Genomic DNA, 16,498 nt, shown 5'->3' with positions numbered 1-16,498 from the left:
CGCAAAAGGGCATGGCGAAGCCACCGGCCGGCACTCAGGCCGCATCAGGGCATGACAATGCCCCGGCGGGCAACGGCCGCGTCGGGGCATGAAAAAGCCCCTGCCGGTTCGGGGTCAGCCGAAGGGCAGGGGCGTGAAGGGGCCTGTCGTCAGGTCAGGCCGCGAGAACTCCCGCACGGCTTCGGCGTGGTGCCGATGCCGCAGCGAGGGTGAGCCGCCGCGAGCGCAGGGCCATGCAGCGGGAGAGACGTAGGTGCAGGGCGCGCTCCACGCGCGCCCGATGGGGTAACGGCCGGACAGACCGGTGGATGTGCAGGGCCGCTAACGTCCGCAGCCACGTCCAGGCGGACACCCACCCGGAAGGCTCGTCGGCCGGCGACTCGACGCTGAAGCGACTGCCGTCGGTGATGCCCATGGCGAGGCGGACGGCCAGCGCCAGGGCAGGGGTGATGGTCCGGGCGACCTCCCGGCGGACTCGGGCGATGCGGCGGAGGTACCGGCGAGCACCGCCGGACCGGGACCATCCTCCCCGCCGCATCGCTACTCCTTGTTATCGGCCGCGCATCCTCCGGCGCGGCGTGCGAGGGGAGCATAGGCATGTGTCCGTTGTGTGCTCAACAAGTGAAGAGTTGGTAAAAAGATCGCTTATGTCCGAATCAAGCCCCTTACCTGCATGTATGTACGTAAAGGGTAGGTAATGTGAGTTGAGCCTCATTTGCCGTGTTTGCGGAGGTATGAGGCCCCGAGGTCGAGCCGGGCGGAGGAGTCGCCGAAGTGCCCCAGGGCGGAGTTCTCCCCCCGGCACAGAAGCCTTCTGACGGCCTGTCCGTGGGGCTTGTCGTGGTCGTGGTCGACCACGAGACGGTCGCCTGTGGCGGCCTTCTGCCCGCAGATCGCGCACCGCCACCGCTGCTGGCGGCCCATCCGTTCGTAGTCGCTCAGTGTGATGCCGTAGACCCGGCGCAGCCGGGCGTCCCGGCGCTTGCGGACGACGGCCGGGTCCTTGCCGGCCCGGTTGTTCGCGGCCTTCACGCATCGTCGGCAGACGGTGGCCCGGCCGTTCGGCGAGCGCTTGCGCCGGGCGAACTGGGCGAGTGGCTTCTCGTCGTCGCAGACCGCGCAGAACTGCGTGTGCGCGCTCTCCGGCTCCCGGTCACGCCGCATAGGCCCACTCCTTCGGCAGGCCGTAGCCGTCGGCCCAGCTCGGCCCGTAGACCTCGGCGTCGGTGTCCAGGGGCACGCCGGCGAGCGTCATCCTCATGGCCTCGGCGCACGAGCGGGCGACGTCCGCGGCCTCCCGCTTCGGAGCGGTGCCCACGACCTCGTCGTGCACCCACATGGTGAGGTAGGGGGTCAGGCCCTGGTCGTCCATCGTGATCAACGCCTGCCCCATCGTGTCCCTGGCCGTGGACTGGCACGCGTACGCGACGGCCTTGTACACCTTGTCGCGGTCCAGGTGGAGCCTGCGGCCGACCACCGTGGTCATCGTGCAGCGCTCCGCCAGCGCGACCCGTTGCATCTTGCGGGCCCACCTCTTGATCCCGGGGAAGGCCCGGCCGTAGCGCTGGAGGGTGTCACGCATGACCTCCACCTCCTGACCGGTCTGCCTGGCCAGCGTCGCCGCCCCGCCCTGGTACGCGGTGCCGAGTCCGGCGATTTTGGCGAGGGTGCGATCGGCCTTCGAGTACTCCTTGCCGTACATCATCTCGGCGGCGAACCCGTGCAGGTCGTGCCCGGCGGCGATGGCCCGGATCATCCGGGACTCCCCGGACAGCGCGGCCAGCACCCGCAGCTCGACGGCCTGCTGGTCCACCGAGAAGTAGACGTGCCCCGGCTCGGCGACCACGCACCGGCGCACTTCCCAGCCATGGGAGGGCAGTTGGGCCATGGCCGGGTCGGAGTGGCTGGCGCGGCCGGTCTGGGCCCCCAGAGGGTTGATCTTCGGGTGGATGCGGTCGAAGGCGTCGCGGTTGTTCAGCATCGCCTCGGCGTAGGACGTGGACCACTTCCCCGCGCGCTTCGCCCGCAGCACCGCGTCCGCCAGGACGTTGGGCTCGCGCATCCCGAGGCGCTGCCAGTCCTGGTCCAGGTCCGCCAAGGGCAACAGCACCTCCTTGGCCACCGACAACGCGCCGCTGTCGGTCTTCTCCGTCAACCGCTCGCCCATGCCCAGCAGCGCGCCGGCCACCTGGTCCGGGGAGTTCACCGAGTCCACGCCGAAGCGGGCCGCGATGTCGGAGAAGAGCTTCTTCTCGTCGGCGAGGCGGCCCACCAGGCCCTTGGTGTACTCGGGGTCGATGAGCATGCCGGTGCGCTGCAACTTCGCGCAGACCAGGGCAAGACGGTGTTCGTACGGCAGCAGCGCCGAGCGCAGCCCCTCCGCCTGGTACCGGGCCAGCAGCTTGGGCAGCAGCCGGGCGACGAGCAGGGCGTCGAGACCGGCGTACAACTCGTAGACGTCGTGCGAGAGGTCGATCCGCGCCCAGCCGTTCTCCTTGGTGAGGCCCATGCTGTTGAAGACCTTCGTCAGGTCGTTCTGCGTGTCCGGCGCGGCCGGGTCGACGTACCAGGCCGACAACGGCTTCAACGACAGGCCGACGCCGCCCTCGTAGTCGTGGCGGCTGTCGAGCAGATGGGCTGCGACCCGGGAGTCCTGGGCCCGGGGGTAGAGGTCTTCGAGCCGGATGCCCAGCTCGGTGTCGACCTTCAGCGCGTCGAACGCCAGGTTGTGGGCGACCATGTTGGGGAGCGCGGCCAGCGCCTCCCGGGCGGCCTCGCGGAACGGGCCGCCGAGTTCGACGGGGATGACGTACGCGGTGTGGGTGTCGCCGAACTGGACGAGCCGTATTCGGTCGGTCCAGGCCAGGCCGGTGGTCTCGGTGTCGAAGCCCAGCAGGGTGCCGGCCGCCGCGTGGGCGGTCCACCAGGTGCGGAACTCCCGCAGGTCGTCCCAGCGTTCGGGGACCTTGATCTCGACCGGCTCTCCGGCCAGTCGGTACGGGTGTACCCGCATGTGCTCTTTTCCTAGTCGTTGGTGATGTCGAAGACTCCCGGCCCGGCCGGTGGCTGGTCGGCGAAGCGGACGCCCAGCAGCATCCGGCCCTTGTTCATGCGGTGCTGGCGGATGCCGCGCTCGTCCAGCGCGGAGATGAAGCCACGGCGGGTCCACGCCTTCTCGCCCTGGGCCTCGCACCAGTCGCGGTACGCGGTGTAAGCCTCCTGCGCGGGGACGTGGCTCTTGTCGCTGCCGGTCCTCACCAGGACGTCCGTCAGGAACTCCGCCAGCGCGTCCGAGTTCTCCTTGAAGTTGCTGGTGGCGGTCTTGATGCAGTCGGGCTCCTTCAGGCCCTCCGCGTACCACTCCACTGCGCCGGCCACCGCCCACGCCGCGATGCCCTCGGCCTCCTGGCGCAGGGTGGCGAAGATGCCGTGGTCGCGCTCTTCCGGGGCGAAGTAGCGGTCGAACTTGATCAGCTTCACCCGCCTCCACAACCCGGTGTCCTGGGAACGGAACTGAGGGGTGTGGTTGGACGCCAACCACAGCAGGAAAGTCGGGGCGTACGTGAAGAAGTTCTCCCTCATGAACCGCGCGGTGAGCCGGTCGGATCCGGTGGCCCTCTTCAGCACGGACTCGCTCATCGCTTTGCCCGCCTCGCCTTCGCTGGCCATGACCATCCGGGCCCCGCGCAGCGCGGCCAGGTCGGCGGGGATGCTGCTGCCCCGGTCCTCGAACGTCTCGAACCTGGTGGTCTCGCTGAGCGCGTCGAAGACGTACGACAGGGTGTCCAGGAACACGCTCTTGCCGTTCGCGCCGACACCGACCAGCACCGCGAACGCCTGCTCCGCAGTGCTGCCCGTGATGCCGTACCCGCACAGCCGGCGGATGTAGGCGGGCATCAGCGGCTCGTTGGGGAACACCTCGTCCAGGAACCGCAGCCAGCGCGGGGCCGTCGCCTTCGGGTTGTACTTCCACGGGAGCGCCTTGGTCAGCATGTCCGCCGGGTCGTGGGGCTGAGCCACGCCCGTACGCAGGTCCACCGTGCAGTCGGCGAAGCTGAGCAGGTGCGGCTGGTTGTCGAAGTCGTCCACCTCGCAGTGCACGCCCCGCACCGAGGCCAGCTCGCGCATCAGGTCATCGATCCGCCTGGCCATGGTGAAGCCCTTCGCGGCCTTCGCCAGCGGCAGCGCTGCGACCTGCTTCTCGTACTCGGCCTCCAAGGCATCCCCGGCCAGCTTCAGCGCCAGCGCCTCCCGGATGACCGCCTTCTCCCGGGCCAGCGTCTCGACCATCGCCGCGCCGAGGTCGTGGGCGGCCTGGCGCACCAGCACCTCGTTGCGCACCCAGTGCGTCCCGCTCCAGACGTGGAAGCCGACACCGTCGGCGTAGCGGATGCCGCCCTTGGTGTACTGGACCAGCGCGTGGGCGTTGACGATGTCGCTCGCCCCGTACCGGGACGCCGCTTCGCGGTAGGCCGCCACCGCTTCGGCCGGCGGCAGCGTCAGCGCGGGCCGGTCCGGCTCGTACGGGGTTGTCAGGCTGTCGATGGCGTACGTCACCGGGTCTCTCTCCATACTGCGTAGTCCTTGAAACCGGCGGGAAGGGTCAACCGCCGGGCGGGCAGGCCCCGTTCATGGAGCGCGGCCAGAATGGTCTGGGCGAAGGCACGGCCCGACCTGTCGTTGTCGCCGCACACCCGCACGTCGCGGCCGGCCAGGCCGGCGGCCAGCGCGTCCAACGTGGCGGGATCGTTGTTGAGCAGCGCGGCCCCGCGCACCCCGACGGCGTTGTAGCCGTCGGCGACCACGGCCAGCGGGTCCGACAGGCCCTCGGCGACGATCCACGGCGCGCCGGGGTCGGCCCCGGGGAACACCCCGTACCGCTGCCACTCGAAGCCGTCGGGGTTGGCGAGCGAGATCCACCGGCCGGGGCAACGCCCCGAGAGGTCCCGGCCCTGGGCGCCCCTGGCCACTCCCGCGAAGTCGGCCATCGGCACGACCAGGCGGGGATACCGGACGAACGAGGTCGGAACCCACTCGGGGCACGGCTGCGGGCCCGGCCACCAGCGCAGACCCAGCCGGTCCTGCTCCGCCGCGCCCAGACCGAAACGTCTCTGTGCGTAGGCGACAGCCGGGGCGGCATCGTCACCGGCCGGCAGGCTGTCCAGCCACACCCGCAGCGCCGCCGTCAGGAACGGGGAGACCGGCTCCGGCCGGGCCTCGGCGACGGCGACCAGGCCCTCCGAGTCCACGTTGAACAGGTTCCGGGGCAGCAGGTCCATCCCGGCGACGATGTCCTCGAAGGCGCACCCGGCGCGGCAGGCCAGGCCCACCATGCCGTTGGTCTTCAGGTTGATCCACAGCGACGGCTTCCCGTCGTCGTGCGCCGGGCAGCGCGCCACCCACTCGCCGCTCTGGTAGTCCCGCCACTCCTCCAGGCGGTCCAGGATCGCCGACATGCGCAACGGCCCTCTCCTCTTCGGTTAGTAACCGGCCTCCCGAAGGGCCTTGACGATCGCCGCGTGCGTGCGGATGGAGGTGACGGCGTACCCGTCCTCGGTCTTCGCGCGGGGCTTCTTGACGTACGCGACGCCGAACGGCATCCCGGCGTTCTTCGCCTCGGCCTCGGCCTGGCGGACGTACGAGGCGAGGTCGTACGACTTCTCCGCCTTGCACTCCCCGGCGAACGGGCGTACCCCGAGGTCGCCGATGTCGTTCACGCCCTCCTGGACGTTGCGCCGGATGTTGTCCGGGTCCAGCGGGTCCTTCCAGCGCACGGCGCGGTCGCCGTCCTGCCAGAACTCCCGGTACTGGCCGAGCTGTTCGTTCAGGTAGTCGGCCACCGCGGATTCCCACGCGGTGCCCTTCGCCTTCGAGCGGTTGGCCACTAGGCGGTCACCACCGTCAGGGCCGCGCCCCGGAACACGGCGACGGCCGCGGCCTGCCAGTAGCGCAACCAGTCCTCGCGTCCACGCGCGCCGGCCAGGAACACGATGGTGTCCCCGGACCCGGCCCTGTACAGGTCCCCGATCGCCGGGGCGACGCCCAGGCCGATGCGGTAGGTCACGTCTCCTCCTGAGGGCGCTGCTCGCGGAAGTCGACGGTGTGGGCCGCGTCGGAGGCCCGCAGCAGTCGGCACGGGGACGCGCCTTCGGCGGCAAGAGCCCGTGCTCGGGTGCGCAGGAAGGTCCGCCGCTGCTCGGGCGGGACCTTCCACAGCGGGGTGAAGTGGTCGCTCACCGGGCCGGGCCCTCCTCCGGCAGATGGGCCCAGGAGGTCCGGCGGGCGATGTGGCGGCACGCTCGCTCGGAGATGTTGAACGCCTCCGCGAGCGCGGCGAGGCTAGCGCCCAGGTCGGCCGCGCGCCTGATCGCGTAGACCTTGCGCTCGGTGAGCTTGGCCTGCGAGTTGCGGGTGCCGGCCGACGGCGGGCGCGGGGACTCGCGGAAGGCCATGCGCATGATCTCCTGCGCCCGGTCAACGGCGGGCAGGGGGTTGACGAGGCGGGCCGGAATCGGCTCCGCGCTGGTCGGGGTGTGCAAAGGGGTTCTCTCTCTGTCAGGGGGTTCCGAGCGCAGCGACCAGCTCGGCCACGGCGTCCAGGCTGTGCAGGTAGGCGCGGTTCGTCTGGACGGGGTCGCGCAGGGCCGCCAGGGCTTCCACCAAGCGCCCCACCGCGTCCCCGGCGGGTCCGGGAATGCGGTCTTCGATGTCCTCGGTGGCCTCGAACATCCGAGTGACGTACGTCTCCACTCGTCGGCCCTGCGGCACCGGCAGCACTGTCCCGGGAGGCTCGTCGGAGATGGCGGCCTCGGCCTGCTCCAGAGTCACCCCGTCGGTCTTCTTCGCCTTCGGCGGGTTCGCCCGGCGGTAGTACTCCGTCCATGCCTTCGCGGCAGGAAGCTCCACATCCATGCCCGGAACCAGCTCGGTGCGCGGCGGGACGTGCCCGTCCTTGGCGAGGAGATCCCACGTCCTGACGTATGCCTTCACGGTGTTGCGGGACCTCCCCGCGCCCTGCGCGAAGGTCTCGGCCGACACCTTCATGTCAGAACTGACATGAGCCGAGGTCCCACTCAGCTCCACGCACCGGGCGGCGAGCAAGGCAAGGAACGCCTTGCTGCTGGCCTTGCCGAACAGCTCGGCGTCGACCTCCCACGCGGTCACCGCTGGGCACCCATCGCGTGAACGATCATCTGGACCGTGGCGGCCAGGCGCTCGGGGACCACGACGTTGACGAAGCCGGGCGGCGGGGAGTCAGGGAGGACCACGGTCAGTGCCGGGGCTGCCCGGCGGACGGCATCGGGCAGTGCCCTGATCGCGTTGGTGTAGTGCGGGGAGAGCTGGTTCTTCTCGTCGGCAACGACGTACAGGATGCCGGGGCCAGAGAGGATACCGGCGCGGGCCGCCATCTGCTCGAAGGTCAGCCCCGTGCGGTCCCGCTGCTCCAGCAGCTCGGCCGCACGCATGCGCGCGGGCAGGCTCTGGCACGGAGCTGCGGCCGGGGCGGGCTTCTTCGCCTGGGCTCGAACGGCCGCCTCGGTCCGGCCGAGCAGCCGGGCGATCTCCGCGAATCCAACGCCCTCGGCGCGGAGCAGCGTTAGGCGGCGCTTGTCCGCAGGCTCCCAGGCCCGCCCGTGGCGCTGAAGGCCCGCGTGGTTGATACAGGTGTTCATGTTTCTCTCTCCCGGGAAACGGGAGCGGGACCGGCCCCCGAGGGACCGGTCCCGCTGGTGGTGGTGCAGGTGGAGCGCCGTTAGAACGGCGGCTCCTCCTCGACGGCCGCAGCCGGGGTGTCGGTGATCGCCTGCTCGTATGGCTTGATGACCTTGGCGGTGAGCTTCTGGTAGTCCACGTCCCGACCTGCCTTGCTCGTGTACTGCACGCGCTCGTTGACCAGGTGGACCAGAGCCGGGCCGCCGATCTTCGCCAGCGCGTTCTTCAGCGCGGGCAGCTCGCTGATCAGCGTCCAGCCCGACGTCTTGTAACGGAAGACGCCCAGGTGCGGGTCGTGCGCGAGCCGGAAGTTGATGCGGATGTCCGGCTTGGGGCCCCGCTCGTCCTTCGCCCGCGACCGCAGTTCCGCGATGGTGCGCGGGCAGCGGCACGGCGCGCCCACGTCCTCCGGCGGGCTGAGGAAGGTCCGGGTGTTGCAATGGTGGGCGAGCTTGCCATTGACCCAGTGCTTCATGTCGAACTCGATCGCCTCCGGGCCGTCGATGACGACCTCGACGCGGTCGGTGTCGGTGTCCACCGCGATGGCGTCCTCGGCTTCGGTGTCCAGCTCGTGCGGCGTGCCGCCCAGCAGCTCCGCCACCGCCTCCGCGGTGGCCGGTACCGCGCTGGTGACGCGCCACTTGTGCAGGGCCCGGGGGAAGCCGCCAGCCGGGTCGGGCTCGTAGGCCCGGAAGGTCCCGGCCACGTCCGGGCGGGCGTTGGCCTCGGCGCGTTCCGCGCGCTCCGCCAGCTCCGGGTCGCTGTTGAAGATGTTGTCGAGTGCGTCGCTCAAGTGCTTCCGTTCTGTCGGGTGCGGGCCGCCGGTCGAGCGCCCCGTCGCTTAAGTCGGGGTGGTTAACCAGCCCCGTGGGGGTTAAGTCGGAACGGCTATAAGGCCCGGGTCAGGAGGCGCGGCGAGCGGTGCCGGTCAGGCGGCCGGCCTCGTTCTTCCAGGCCACGCGGCCGATGATCCCGGCGTCCGAGGCCCGGTCGTCGGCGAAGCGGCGGCGCAGGGTCAGGAACCGGTCGAAGATCGCGTTGTCGATCGTCACCGGGCGGAACTCGGCCCTCTGCGGGGTGATGTGGAGCACCGCGCCGGCATCGACCTTCGGGAACGCCCGGATCTTGCGGTCCACGGTGATCAGGTCGTCCGCATGGGCGTACGCGGCGAGCTGGTAGGCGACCGACAGATACACGCTCTTGGCGGTCTTCAGGTCGCCCAGAACCGTCCTCCCGTTGATCTTCACCATGAAGTCGAACGAGCCCGCGTACCCGTGCTCACGGGACCAGGCGACGTCTTCGGCGTGCAGCAGCTCGGGCTGGTAGCGGTCGAGCCACGCCTCGATGTGCGGCACGTACGGCTCAACGTCGTGGTGCGGGTACGGCACCTCCTCACCGCGCAGCCGCAGCTCGAAGTAGTCGTGCACCAGGCTGCCCACATCCGCGCGGACCTTGGTGTACCTCTTCGCCGCGTACTTCAAGAAGTCCACGGCCGCCTGCCGGTCGCGGGCGGCGATGCGCTGGACCACCTCCAGGTCGGTCACCGCGGCCTCGGCCGCCATGCCGGCCGACCAGTCCTGAAGGAACGGCTTCGCCTCCATGCTCAGGATGGACGTCACCGAGGGGGCGAGGTCGCCCGACTCCGGGTGGACGTAGTACCGGCTGCCGGACTGGTAGATCGTGCGGACGCCGTCAGACATGGGCTCTCGATTCTGTTGGAGGGCATGGAAAAAGGCCCGCCCCGGCCGGGGCGGGCCACCGCGCAGCGGCGCGGGATCATGCAGCGGCGAGCAGCGACGGCAGGGTCTCCACGTAGCCGGGCACCTCCGCCTGGATGCGGGCGTTCGCGGCCTGCTCGTCAGCCTCGCGCTCGTCCGGAGACAGCGCGTCCGGCACGGGCGTGTAGACGAAGAGGACGTTCTCAATCGCGGTCGCGGTGCGGTCGATCGCGTCGAAGCGGTCGCGCAGGGTCATGCGGTGGCCTCCAGGGCTTCGCGGATTCGGGTGTGGAAGTCGGGGAGGGAGCCGGTGTTGGGCACGGTCCGGTCGGCGTGCTCGGGGCCGAGCTGTTCGCTCGGATGGTCGCCGTTCGGGGCACCCCGGTCGATGAACCACACCTCGAACCCGGCGGCGCGCAGCGCGTCCACCTCGTTGACGAAGCGCACATCGGTCACGACCACCGGCCCGCCGGCCGCAGCAGCGGCCCGCAGGCACCGGGTGATCCAGAAGTCCGGGTCGACGTGGCGGCGGACGCCCTCGGTGCCGAGCCGCTGCAAGAACCGCCGGGCCGCCGGGAACTTGTCCTTCACGGCCTCCCAGCCGTAGCGGTTCACCGCTTCGGCCAGGTGGACGGGGGCCGGGGCGTGCACGCCCAGCAGCTCGGTGCCCACCACCGGGTCGATGTCGTACGCCATGACCTTGAGCGGGTCGGCCAACGCGAGGCGGTTGTACCCGTGCGCCGCCAGGACGCCGGCCGCCGTGTCCTTGCCGGACCGGGCCCGGCCGATCAGTGCGATGCTCTTCAAGTCCGCACCTCCTCACCGTCGTTGAGGCGCCCCGGTTAGCAGCCGACGGCGAGGGCCCGGAAAGAAAAAGCCCCGCCCTCCCGGGGTGGGGGAAGACGGGGCCAGGAGGACGGGGTCAGCTCAGGGACTCATCCAGCGCGAGCAGCACGGCGCGGGTCTCGGCGAGCTCCCGGCGGAGCTGGTCCCGGGTTTCCGAGTCCAGGGAGGCCACGGCCTGCGGGGTGAGAGTGGCGAGCGCCTGACGGAAGCTACGGACGACCTGCGGGCTGCGGACAGGGGGGACCGCCAGGTCGTCCCCTTCTCCGAAGGCGATGCGGCTGGCGACCTGAAGCGCCCGGCGGTTTGCCGAAACGATCTCCTTCTGGGCCTGCGGCACGATCCGGTAGTACGCGAAGATCTCGTCAGAGGACGCCAGGCCCGGGAACCGCTTCTGCCGCTCGGCGGGGTCGTTGTCCAGGCTCCGGACGTAGTCGACCCGGACCTGAGACATGGCTGCGCGGATGCCCTGCCGAGTCGTCTCTCGTTCCTTCTTCAGCTCTTCCCGGCGCTCTGTGGAATCGCCCGGAGTGGGCTTGAGGCCAGCGGCGTCCAGCAGATCGGACATCCATCGCTTGGCGTCGTGGCTGTCCCGTCGCAGGTCGGGCAAGCCCTCGCTGTTCGTGAACAGCAATGTGGTCTCGAACACCACCGTCGCGAGGGGACCGTACTCACGCGCCCGCGCGGAGGCCAGCAACGGGAGAGCCCGGTTCATGACCTCCTGTGTGCCAGGAACCTCCTGCCAGTGCGGTGCCGTCTTCTTGGGGGGCAACGGGTTCCTCTCAGATCGAACAGGGACGTAGGCCAACCAGCGGCGCCCGCCATCCATTCCACCATGCTGGCTCCGGGGACGAGAAAAGGCCCCGACCTGCCACAAGGCGGGTCGGGGCGGGGTTCATCGCTTCGGCTTCATCTCGTCCGTGCCGACCACGGAGGCGGGCGCGGTGTCGGTGTGCGGGCACGCGCAGCACTCGGCGAGCGCTTCGACGCGGGCCGCCTCGCTGTTGGCTGCGTCGGTCTCGTGCGTGACCACGTGCTTACCCGCGGAGTGCCCGCCGGCCATCGCGGCGAGGGCGAGCAGCAGGCCGATGACGGCTTCGTTGGTCTCGATCCCGGCGAGTTTCGGCATGACGGTGCCGAGCACGGTGAGCAGTGCGACGACGGCCGAGCGGGCTCGCACGGGGTTGTCGGTGATCCAGGTCTTCAGGTTGTCGATGGGGTCAGCCCTTCAGGCGTGCGACGACGTCGGTGATCAGTGCGGTGCCTCCGGCGAGTCCGGAGGCGACGACGCCGTAGCGCCAGCGCTCCAGGGCGCGGACGCGGTCCTCGTGGTCTTTGAGCGTCTGGTCTACGGCGTCGCCGCTCTGGGCGAGGGAGCGGACGTCTTCTCGGACCTCGACCAGGGTGTCGTAGATTTCGCGCGGGCCGATGACGACGCCGCCCAGGCGCTCGTCCTCGCTGGCCATCAGTAGCCCCCTGAGTTCCAGGCGATCGACTCGAACGAGCCGTAGGTGGCGTTCGCGTAGCGGACTCCGGCGATGATCGAGTCCACGGGGTTGAGGATGTTGCGGTGGCCGGGCAGGGAGTAGGCGTCGAACGTCGGCTTGATGGTCTGGAGGAGGCCGTACGTCCCGCCGTACGCGGCTTCGTTGGAGTCCCAGTGGTTCTCGGCGAGCGGGTTGCCGCCGGACTCGACCATCGCGCGGTGCTCGATCGCCGCAGCGGACGGGACCAGGTCGCCGTTGGCCCGCAGGATGTCCCGGGCCTTCTCGATCCACCCGGCGAGGTCGTCGGAGTAGCCGGTGCTCGGGGTGGCCGGCACCTCCTCGACCTGCGGGTCCGGGGTGGGTTCGACCGGTGCGGGCACGGCGCGCTCCGGGGCCGGGGCCGGGGCCTTCGGGGCTGCCGGGCGCGGGACGGGCGCGGAGCCGTCCGGGATCACGATGTCCTGTCCGGGGAAGATCAGGTCGGGGTTGGCCACGGTGGCGGTGTTCGCGGCGACCAGGGCTTCCAGGGTGACGCGGTAGCAGGCGGCGATGTCCCACAGGGTGTCGCCGGGAACGACGGTGTGAACCGGCGGGGCGTCGGCCGTCGCGGTGGCGGTCGGCAGGCTGATGACCTGGCCGGCCTCGATCCGGTCCGGGTTGAGCACCTGCGGGCTGGCGTTGACCACGGCGTCCAGGCCCACGCCGTAGCGGGCGGCGATGGCGGCAAGGGTGTCGCCCGCTGCGACGGTGTGGGTGGCCGCGCCCGGGGCCGGTGCGGGCAGCGGGTCCGGGCTGGGCGCAGGCTGCTCGGTCTCGGCCGGGTCCGTCTCCGGGGCGGGCGCCTCGGTGGCCGGATCGGCGGTCGGGGCGGCCGTCGGCGACGCTGACGCGGCGGGCACGGTGATCTCCTGGCCTTCGGTGATCCGGTCCGGGCTGTCGATCTGGGGGTTCAACGCGAGCAGCCCGGCAACGGTGGTGCCGACGGCGACGGCGATCCCGCCGAGCGTCATGCCCCGGCGGACGGTGATCGTGCGGGTGGCCGGCGGCTGCGGCGCGGGCGCGCTGCCGAACTCGGCGAGCAGCCGGGCGAGCTGCTTCGGGCCGGGGATGCCGTCGGCGCTGTCGGTGTCGCCCAGCTTGAGCTGCCAGGCGCGGAAGCTCTCGGTGTCGGCGGTGCCCCAGGCCGGCCCGGGGCCCTCGGTGTAGCGGGAGCAGCCCGCGCGCACCAGGGCGTGGCCCATGGCGGTGATGTGCTCGCCGCGCGCACCCGGGCCGTACGGCTTGCCGTTGATGGTGACGGCCTGGCCGGTCGGCGGGTTGGGGGCGGTGGTGCCGCCGGAGGTGAAGGCGGGGCGGCCGACGCCGAGCACGACGGAGCGGGGGCGGGTCTTGCGGGCGACGTAGCCGCCGGAGCCCTGGCCCGCGCCGTCGCCCCGGGCGGTGTTGCCCTCGACGGTTTTCACGCTCTGGCCGGGGGCGGAGTCCTCCAGGACGATGCCCACGTGGTCGGCGGTCGGGCCGCCGTCCCAGCTGAAGAAGATGATGTCGCCGCGCCGGAACTGCTCGCCCCGGCCGTGCCACCGGCCCTTATTGCGGAAGAACTGGACGTGCGAGGGGCAGTAGGCGAACCGGCCGACGGCCGTGGCCTCGCCGCCCTTGTCGGCGCACCAGGAGGCGAACATGTCGCAGAAGGGTTCGTGGTTGAAGCCCGGGGCGTACCACTTGCCGAAGGGGGTGTCGTAGTAGCGGCCGTTCGGGCTGATGCCGCCTCGGTAGTTCTGGTCGGCCCACTTCAGGGCCTCGGTGATCATGGCTTCGCGGGAGATGTAGCGGGTCCTTTCAGCAGGAAGGCCCCGCCCGGGAGTTCGGGCGGGGCTGCTGTGCGGGTGGCAGCTGCGGGTCAGGCGTAGCCGGGCGGGAGCGGGACGGGGGTCCAGGTGCCGGCCTCGGTCGCCTTCGGGGCTTGGTTGAACGGGAGGGCCATGGCCACGCCGGGGTCGACGGTGCCGCCGCCTTCCACGTCGGTGCGGGTCTGGAGCAGGACGCGCTGCCACTCGCCGGGCTGTCCGCCGCCGGTGGGCAGGACCCAATCGAGCCTGACCCAGCCGTTGTTGAGCGCGCCGCCGGTGTACTGCCATTCCGCGGTGACCGCGCGGGCCTTGTCGACGTCGAACAGCCGGAGCCAGACGGTTGCGCCGGTTCGGCTGGAGACTCGGCAGTCCAGGCGCAGGACGGGGTGGGCGATGCCGGCGGTGGGGATGGTGGCGGCGGCGCGCCAGGCGGTGGCGACGTCCAGGCCGGGCCGGTAGGGGGTCATGGGCAGGACCGCGCCGAGGGCGCTGGCGGTGCGTTCCATCGCGGCCAGGCGGGTGTCGATGTCCTGGAACTCGTCGGCGAGGGTGGGGCGGCCGTAGACGGTCATGCGGCTGCCTCCAGTTCGCCCTTCACCCAGTCGTCCACGCGCTCGAAGATCGTGACGGGGACCAGGCTGAGGGTGGTCTCCTCGCCGGTCCGGGTGACCTTGGTACTGATCTCTTGGATGACGTACTCGGCGTCGATGCCGGGCCAGCGGGCGGTGCGGGCGCGCACGCGGATCTTGTGGCCGACGCGCAGTTCGGCGGCGGAGTACTCGCCGCCCGGGTGCAGGGTGACCTCGGGGACGGTGATCGGGAATGCGCCGACGGCGATCATGCGTTCGGCCTGCGCGGTCAGGGTCTCGACGCGCACCACGCTGTTGTTGGTGGCGATGGACGCGAGGCGGGGGATGCGGCGGCCGTCCTCGGTTTCGAGCGCGCCGTTGTACCACCAGCTCTTGAGCTGGCTCCAGCCTTCGCCAGCGCCGTTGACGCCGGTCTCGGTGCACATCTTGTCGCCGTCGGAGGTGACGGAGGTGACGGTGCAGTTCGCGCCGTGCTCCAGGACGATGCCGGTGTCCACGCCTCCGGCCGGGTACAGCCAGCGCATCCGGTTGCGGATCACGCGGGCTTCCACGTCCCAGTCGTGGTCAATGCGGAAGTCGATTCCCTTGATGACTGCGCCGAGCTGTTCGACCGCTTCACCGACACTCTTCCACTCGTACCAGGGGTAGGTGCGCTCTCGCTTCACGGTGTCCAGGTCGGGGTCGAAGGTGAGCGCGCCGGGGCCGTTGCTGCCCCAGTAGCCGTACTCGCCCGGGGCGACCGGGGAGGGGTTGTCGGAGAACTGCTGGATCAGCTCCCGGGCGATGGTGGTCTGTTCGCGCGGCGTGGTGCCGGTGGAGTACCCGAGGTTGATCATGTTGCGGCGGTAGTACTCCCACAGGCCGACGCAGTCGAGCGTCATCTCCTCGGCGGCCAGGTCCACGTTCCAGGTCAGCAGCGGGCCGCCCCACAGGACGCGGCTGCCGCGTTGGACGTGGGCGATGATCCGCCACGGCGAGATGAGCGACCAGTCGAGTCCGGCGAGGGGTTCGGCGGCCAGTGGCACGCTGAAGGAGGCGGCCCCGGGGGCGTTGAGGATCGAGCGGTAGTTCAGCGCCGAGACGGGCAGCTCGGCCAGCAGCCGGCCGCCCTTGAACTCGGAAAGGATCACGCGGTAGCTGTCGTCCATCAGGCCGCCGCCACGACGGCTTCGGCGCAGGACGTCCACGCCGAGACGAACTTGACGTTGTTGTTCTCCGTGTGGTCGGGAGAGCAGACCGTCGCGACGGACAACGGGGTGCCGGCCGGTACCCGGACGGTGGCGCAGCCCCGGGCGTCCCGGGAGTCACCGGCCCGCACGTACTGGGGGCGACCCGCGCGGCGGCGCTCCCCGTGGCCGACGACCAGCGGGGTGATCCACCCCTCGCCGAACTCGCCCCGGTAGCTGACTTCGAAGCTGACCGTCGCCAGGCGCGGGTAGGGGGTGGCCGGGGCGGTGAACTGGTGCCAGCCCTCCGCGCCCCATGCGCCCTCTCCTGCCTGGTAGGAGGCGTCCAGGCGGACGGCCCCGGGGACAAGCGGTGAGGTGGAGTTCGGCCCGGTCACCTTGTGCACAGCGGTGCTGACCGAGTCGTAGACCAGGGAGCCGGCCGGGGCACCGGTGGCGGCCTGGGCGATGCCCTGGGCCCCGGCGGTGCGCAGGTGGCGCAGCGGGGTGGTGTCGAGCTGCCCGGCGACGACGAAGCGGACGTCCTCGATGCCGGTGATGCCGGTCTGGTTGATGGAGACGATGGCCAGGCGGATGCAGTTGGAGGGCACCGGCCAGTCGCGTGCGCCGGGGGTGGACTCGGCGAGCACGGCGATCGACCAGCCCTTGGCGCCTTCCTTGGTCACCTGTGCGCCGGAGGCGGCGGTGGCGTACGGAGTGCCGTCGGCCGCGTAGGAGACGGGCTGCATGTACTGGTCCGCCGTGGTGCGGATATCGGCGAGCTGGGGGCCGGCCGGGACGGAGTCGGGGTCGGCGAACGCGACGACCAGGTCTTGGCGCGCGGCCTCTCCCGGCTTGGGGGTGGAGCACTGGAGCTGCACCGAGGCGTCCAGGTTCGCGAAGTGGACCGCGCCCTTGTGGGACACGGCCACGTCGTCGGGCAGCCACACCGACCCAGCGGCCACACTGACGCGCGGCGTGGGGTTGTCCACCTTCTCAACCAGCAGGGCGGTGGGGCCCGAGACGCCGACGTGGGCGCCCCGGGTTCCGCCGATCATCGTGCGCAGGTCCAGCGCGTCGTACCTGCCTTGCTGAATGAACAGCGGGGCGCGGAGTTCAACTGCCAAAGAA

The 16,498-nt window shown here is 71.0% G+C and carries 21 protein-coding genes; all 21 read right to left on the bottom strand.

Translation table 11 applies throughout. The features are described 5' to 3' along the window. Positions 1 to 711: 711 nt before the first annotated feature. Positions 712 to 1,164 carry an endonuclease domain-containing protein gene (locus tag ACIQOW_RS32860; protein WP_401091148.1) on the bottom strand — a complete coding sequence of 151 codons (453 nt, stop codon included), beginning with the start codon at positions 1,162 to 1,164 and terminating at the stop codon, positions 712 to 714. Continuing rightward, positions 1,154 to 3,013 carry a DNA polymerase gene (locus tag ACIQOW_RS32855; protein ID WP_401091147.1) on the bottom strand — a complete coding sequence of 620 codons (1,860 nt, stop codon included), beginning with the start codon at positions 3,011 to 3,013 and terminating at the stop codon, positions 1,154 to 1,156. Before ACIQOW_RS32855 ends, ACIQOW_RS32860 begins: the two co-directional genes overlap by 11 nt. 11 nt (positions 3,014 to 3,024) lie before the next feature. After that, positions 3,025 to 4,572 carry a phage/plasmid primase, P4 family gene (locus tag ACIQOW_RS32850; RefSeq protein WP_401091145.1) on the bottom strand — a complete coding sequence of 516 codons (1,548 nt, stop codon included), beginning with the start codon at positions 4,570 to 4,572 and terminating at the stop codon, positions 3,025 to 3,027. Continuing rightward, complete coding sequence (locus ACIQOW_RS32845; protein WP_401091143.1) at positions 4,554 to 5,456, bottom strand: toprim domain-containing protein; 903 nt, start codon at positions 5,454 to 5,456, stop codon at positions 4,554 to 4,556. The genes ACIQOW_RS32850 and ACIQOW_RS32845 overlap by 19 nt, the downstream gene beginning before the upstream one ends. A gap of 24 nt (positions 5,457 to 5,480) precedes the next feature. Then, positions 5,481 to 5,885: a hypothetical protein gene (locus ACIQOW_RS32840; protein ID WP_401091141.1), complete on the bottom strand. Its 405-nt coding sequence runs from the start codon at positions 5,883 to 5,885 to the stop codon at positions 5,481 to 5,483. Further along, complete coding sequence (locus ACIQOW_RS32835) at positions 5,885 to 6,064, bottom strand: hypothetical protein (protein WP_401091139.1); 180 nt, start codon at positions 6,062 to 6,064, stop codon at positions 5,885 to 5,887. Before ACIQOW_RS32835 ends, ACIQOW_RS32840 begins: the two co-directional genes overlap by 1 nt. Further along, positions 6,061 to 6,237 (bottom strand): hypothetical protein, encoded by a 177-nt coding sequence (locus ACIQOW_RS32830; RefSeq protein WP_401091138.1) that lies wholly within the window; start codon positions 6,235 to 6,237, stop codon positions 6,061 to 6,063. The genes ACIQOW_RS32835 and ACIQOW_RS32830 overlap by 4 nt, the downstream gene beginning before the upstream one ends. Continuing rightward, the gene (locus ACIQOW_RS32825) at positions 6,234 to 6,539 is read right to left on the bottom strand and encodes a hypothetical protein (protein ID WP_401091136.1); all 306 of its coding nucleotides are present in this window, start codon (positions 6,537 to 6,539) and stop codon (positions 6,234 to 6,236) included. Before ACIQOW_RS32825 ends, ACIQOW_RS32830 begins: the two co-directional genes overlap by 4 nt. Positions 6,540 to 6,555: 16 nt before the next feature. Further along, the gene (locus tag ACIQOW_RS32820) at positions 6,556 to 7,164 is read right to left on the bottom strand and encodes a hypothetical protein (RefSeq protein ID WP_401091134.1); all 609 of its coding nucleotides are present in this window, start codon (positions 7,162 to 7,164) and stop codon (positions 6,556 to 6,558) included. After that, positions 7,161 to 7,673 (bottom strand): hypothetical protein, encoded by a 513-nt coding sequence (locus tag ACIQOW_RS32815; RefSeq protein WP_401091132.1) that lies wholly within the window; start codon positions 7,671 to 7,673, stop codon positions 7,161 to 7,163. The genes ACIQOW_RS32820 and ACIQOW_RS32815 overlap by 4 nt, the downstream gene beginning before the upstream one ends. Before the next feature lie 80 nt (positions 7,674 to 7,753). Next, positions 7,754 to 8,506, bottom strand: coding sequence for a hypothetical protein (locus ACIQOW_RS32810; RefSeq protein ID WP_401091130.1), 753 nt, complete (start codon positions 8,504 to 8,506; stop codon positions 7,754 to 7,756). A 109-nt stretch (positions 8,507 to 8,615) separates the two neighbouring features. Beyond that, entirely contained in the window at positions 8,616 to 9,413 is a 798-nt protein-coding gene (locus tag ACIQOW_RS32805; RefSeq protein WP_401091128.1) for a hypothetical protein, read from the bottom strand. A gap of 76 nt (positions 9,414 to 9,489) precedes the next feature. After that, positions 9,490 to 9,687, bottom strand: coding sequence for a hypothetical protein (locus ACIQOW_RS32800; protein WP_401091123.1), 198 nt, complete (start codon positions 9,685 to 9,687; stop codon positions 9,490 to 9,492). Then, on the bottom strand, positions 9,684 to 10,238 hold the full coding sequence (locus ACIQOW_RS32795) for a hypothetical protein (RefSeq protein WP_401091121.1): 555 nt from the start codon (positions 10,236 to 10,238) through the stop codon (positions 9,684 to 9,686). Before ACIQOW_RS32795 ends, ACIQOW_RS32800 begins: the two co-directional genes overlap by 4 nt. A 115-nt stretch (positions 10,239 to 10,353) precedes the next feature. Next, complete coding sequence (locus ACIQOW_RS32790) at positions 10,354 to 10,926, bottom strand: hypothetical protein (RefSeq protein WP_401091119.1); 573 nt, start codon at positions 10,924 to 10,926, stop codon at positions 10,354 to 10,356. A 243-nt stretch (positions 10,927 to 11,169) separates the two neighbouring features. Beyond that, positions 11,170 to 11,454: a hypothetical protein gene (locus ACIQOW_RS32785; RefSeq protein WP_401091117.1), complete on the bottom strand. Its 285-nt coding sequence runs from the start codon at positions 11,452 to 11,454 to the stop codon at positions 11,170 to 11,172. A 40-nt stretch (positions 11,455 to 11,494) separates the two neighbouring features. Further along, the gene (locus tag ACIQOW_RS32780; RefSeq protein ID WP_401091115.1) at positions 11,495 to 11,740 is read right to left on the bottom strand and encodes a hypothetical protein; all 246 of its coding nucleotides are present in this window, start codon (positions 11,738 to 11,740) and stop codon (positions 11,495 to 11,497) included. Then, positions 11,740 to 13,572, bottom strand: coding sequence for a LysM peptidoglycan-binding domain-containing protein (locus ACIQOW_RS32775; protein ID WP_401091113.1), 1,833 nt, complete (start codon positions 13,570 to 13,572; stop codon positions 11,740 to 11,742). The genes ACIQOW_RS32780 and ACIQOW_RS32775 overlap by 1 nt, the downstream gene beginning before the upstream one ends. Positions 13,573 to 13,661: 89 nt before the next feature. Then, a complete protein-coding gene (locus ACIQOW_RS32770; RefSeq protein WP_401091111.1) occupies positions 13,662 to 14,183 on the bottom strand; it encodes a hypothetical protein in 522 nt (173 codons plus the stop codon). Continuing rightward, a complete protein-coding gene (locus tag ACIQOW_RS32765) occupies positions 14,180 to 15,349 on the bottom strand; it encodes a hypothetical protein (RefSeq protein ID WP_401091109.1) in 1,170 nt (389 codons plus the stop codon). Before ACIQOW_RS32765 ends, ACIQOW_RS32770 begins: the two co-directional genes overlap by 4 nt. Continuing rightward, positions 15,349 to 16,494 (bottom strand): hypothetical protein, encoded by a 1,146-nt coding sequence (locus ACIQOW_RS32760; protein WP_401091107.1) that lies wholly within the window; start codon positions 16,492 to 16,494, stop codon positions 15,349 to 15,351. Before ACIQOW_RS32760 ends, ACIQOW_RS32765 begins: the two co-directional genes overlap by 1 nt. Between the last annotated feature and the right edge of the window lie 4 nt (positions 16,495 to 16,498).

Origin of the sequence: Kitasatospora sp. NPDC091335 (assembly GCF_044757205.1) — a bacterium.
In the GTDB taxonomy this organism is placed as follows: domain Bacteria; phylum Actinomycetota; class Actinomycetes; order Streptomycetales; family Streptomycetaceae; genus Kitasatospora.
The sequence above is the reverse complement of the archived record's forward strand: the minus strand, read 5'-3'. Positions and strand labels throughout refer to the sequence as shown.

Bases quoted from the DNA above. Each gene is read 5' to 3' on its own strand.
- ACIQOW_RS32845 (WP_401091143.1), bottom strand. From the start codon at position 5,456: ATGTCGGCGATCCTGGACCGCCTGGAGGAGTGGCGGGACTACCAGAGC.
- ACIQOW_RS32855 (WP_401091147.1), bottom strand. From the start codon at position 3,013: ATGCGGGTACACCCGTACCGACTGGCCGGAGAGCCGGTCGAGATCAAG.
- ACIQOW_RS32850 (WP_401091145.1), bottom strand. From the start codon at position 4,572: ATGGAGAGAGACCCGGTGACGTACGCCATCGACAGCCTGACAACCCCG.
- ACIQOW_RS32805 (WP_401091128.1), bottom strand. From the start codon at position 9,413: ATGTCTGACGGCGTCCGCACGATCTACCAGTCCGGCAGCCGGTACTAC.
- ACIQOW_RS32815 (WP_401091132.1), bottom strand. From the start codon at position 7,673: ATGAACACCTGTATCAACCACGCGGGCCTTCAGCGCCACGGGCGGGCC.
- ACIQOW_RS32765 (WP_401091109.1), bottom strand. From the start codon at position 15,349: ATGGACGACAGCTACCGCGTGATCCTTTCCGAGTTCAAGGGCGGCCGG.
- ACIQOW_RS32800 (WP_401091123.1), bottom strand. From the start codon at position 9,687: ATGACCCTGCGCGACCGCTTCGACGCGATCGACCGCACCGCGACCGCG.
- ACIQOW_RS32775 (WP_401091113.1), bottom strand. From the start codon at position 13,572: ATGATCACCGAGGCCCTGAAGTGGGCCGACCAGAACTACCGAGGCGGC.
- ACIQOW_RS32780 (WP_401091115.1), bottom strand. From the start codon at position 11,740: ATGGCCAGCGAGGACGAGCGCCTGGGCGGCGTCGTCATCGGCCCGCGC.
- ACIQOW_RS32860 (WP_401091148.1), bottom strand. From the start codon at position 1,164: ATGCGGCGTGACCGGGAGCCGGAGAGCGCGCACACGCAGTTCTGCGCG.
- ACIQOW_RS32770 (WP_401091111.1), bottom strand. From the start codon at position 14,183: ATGACCGTCTACGGCCGCCCCACCCTCGCCGACGAGTTCCAGGACATC.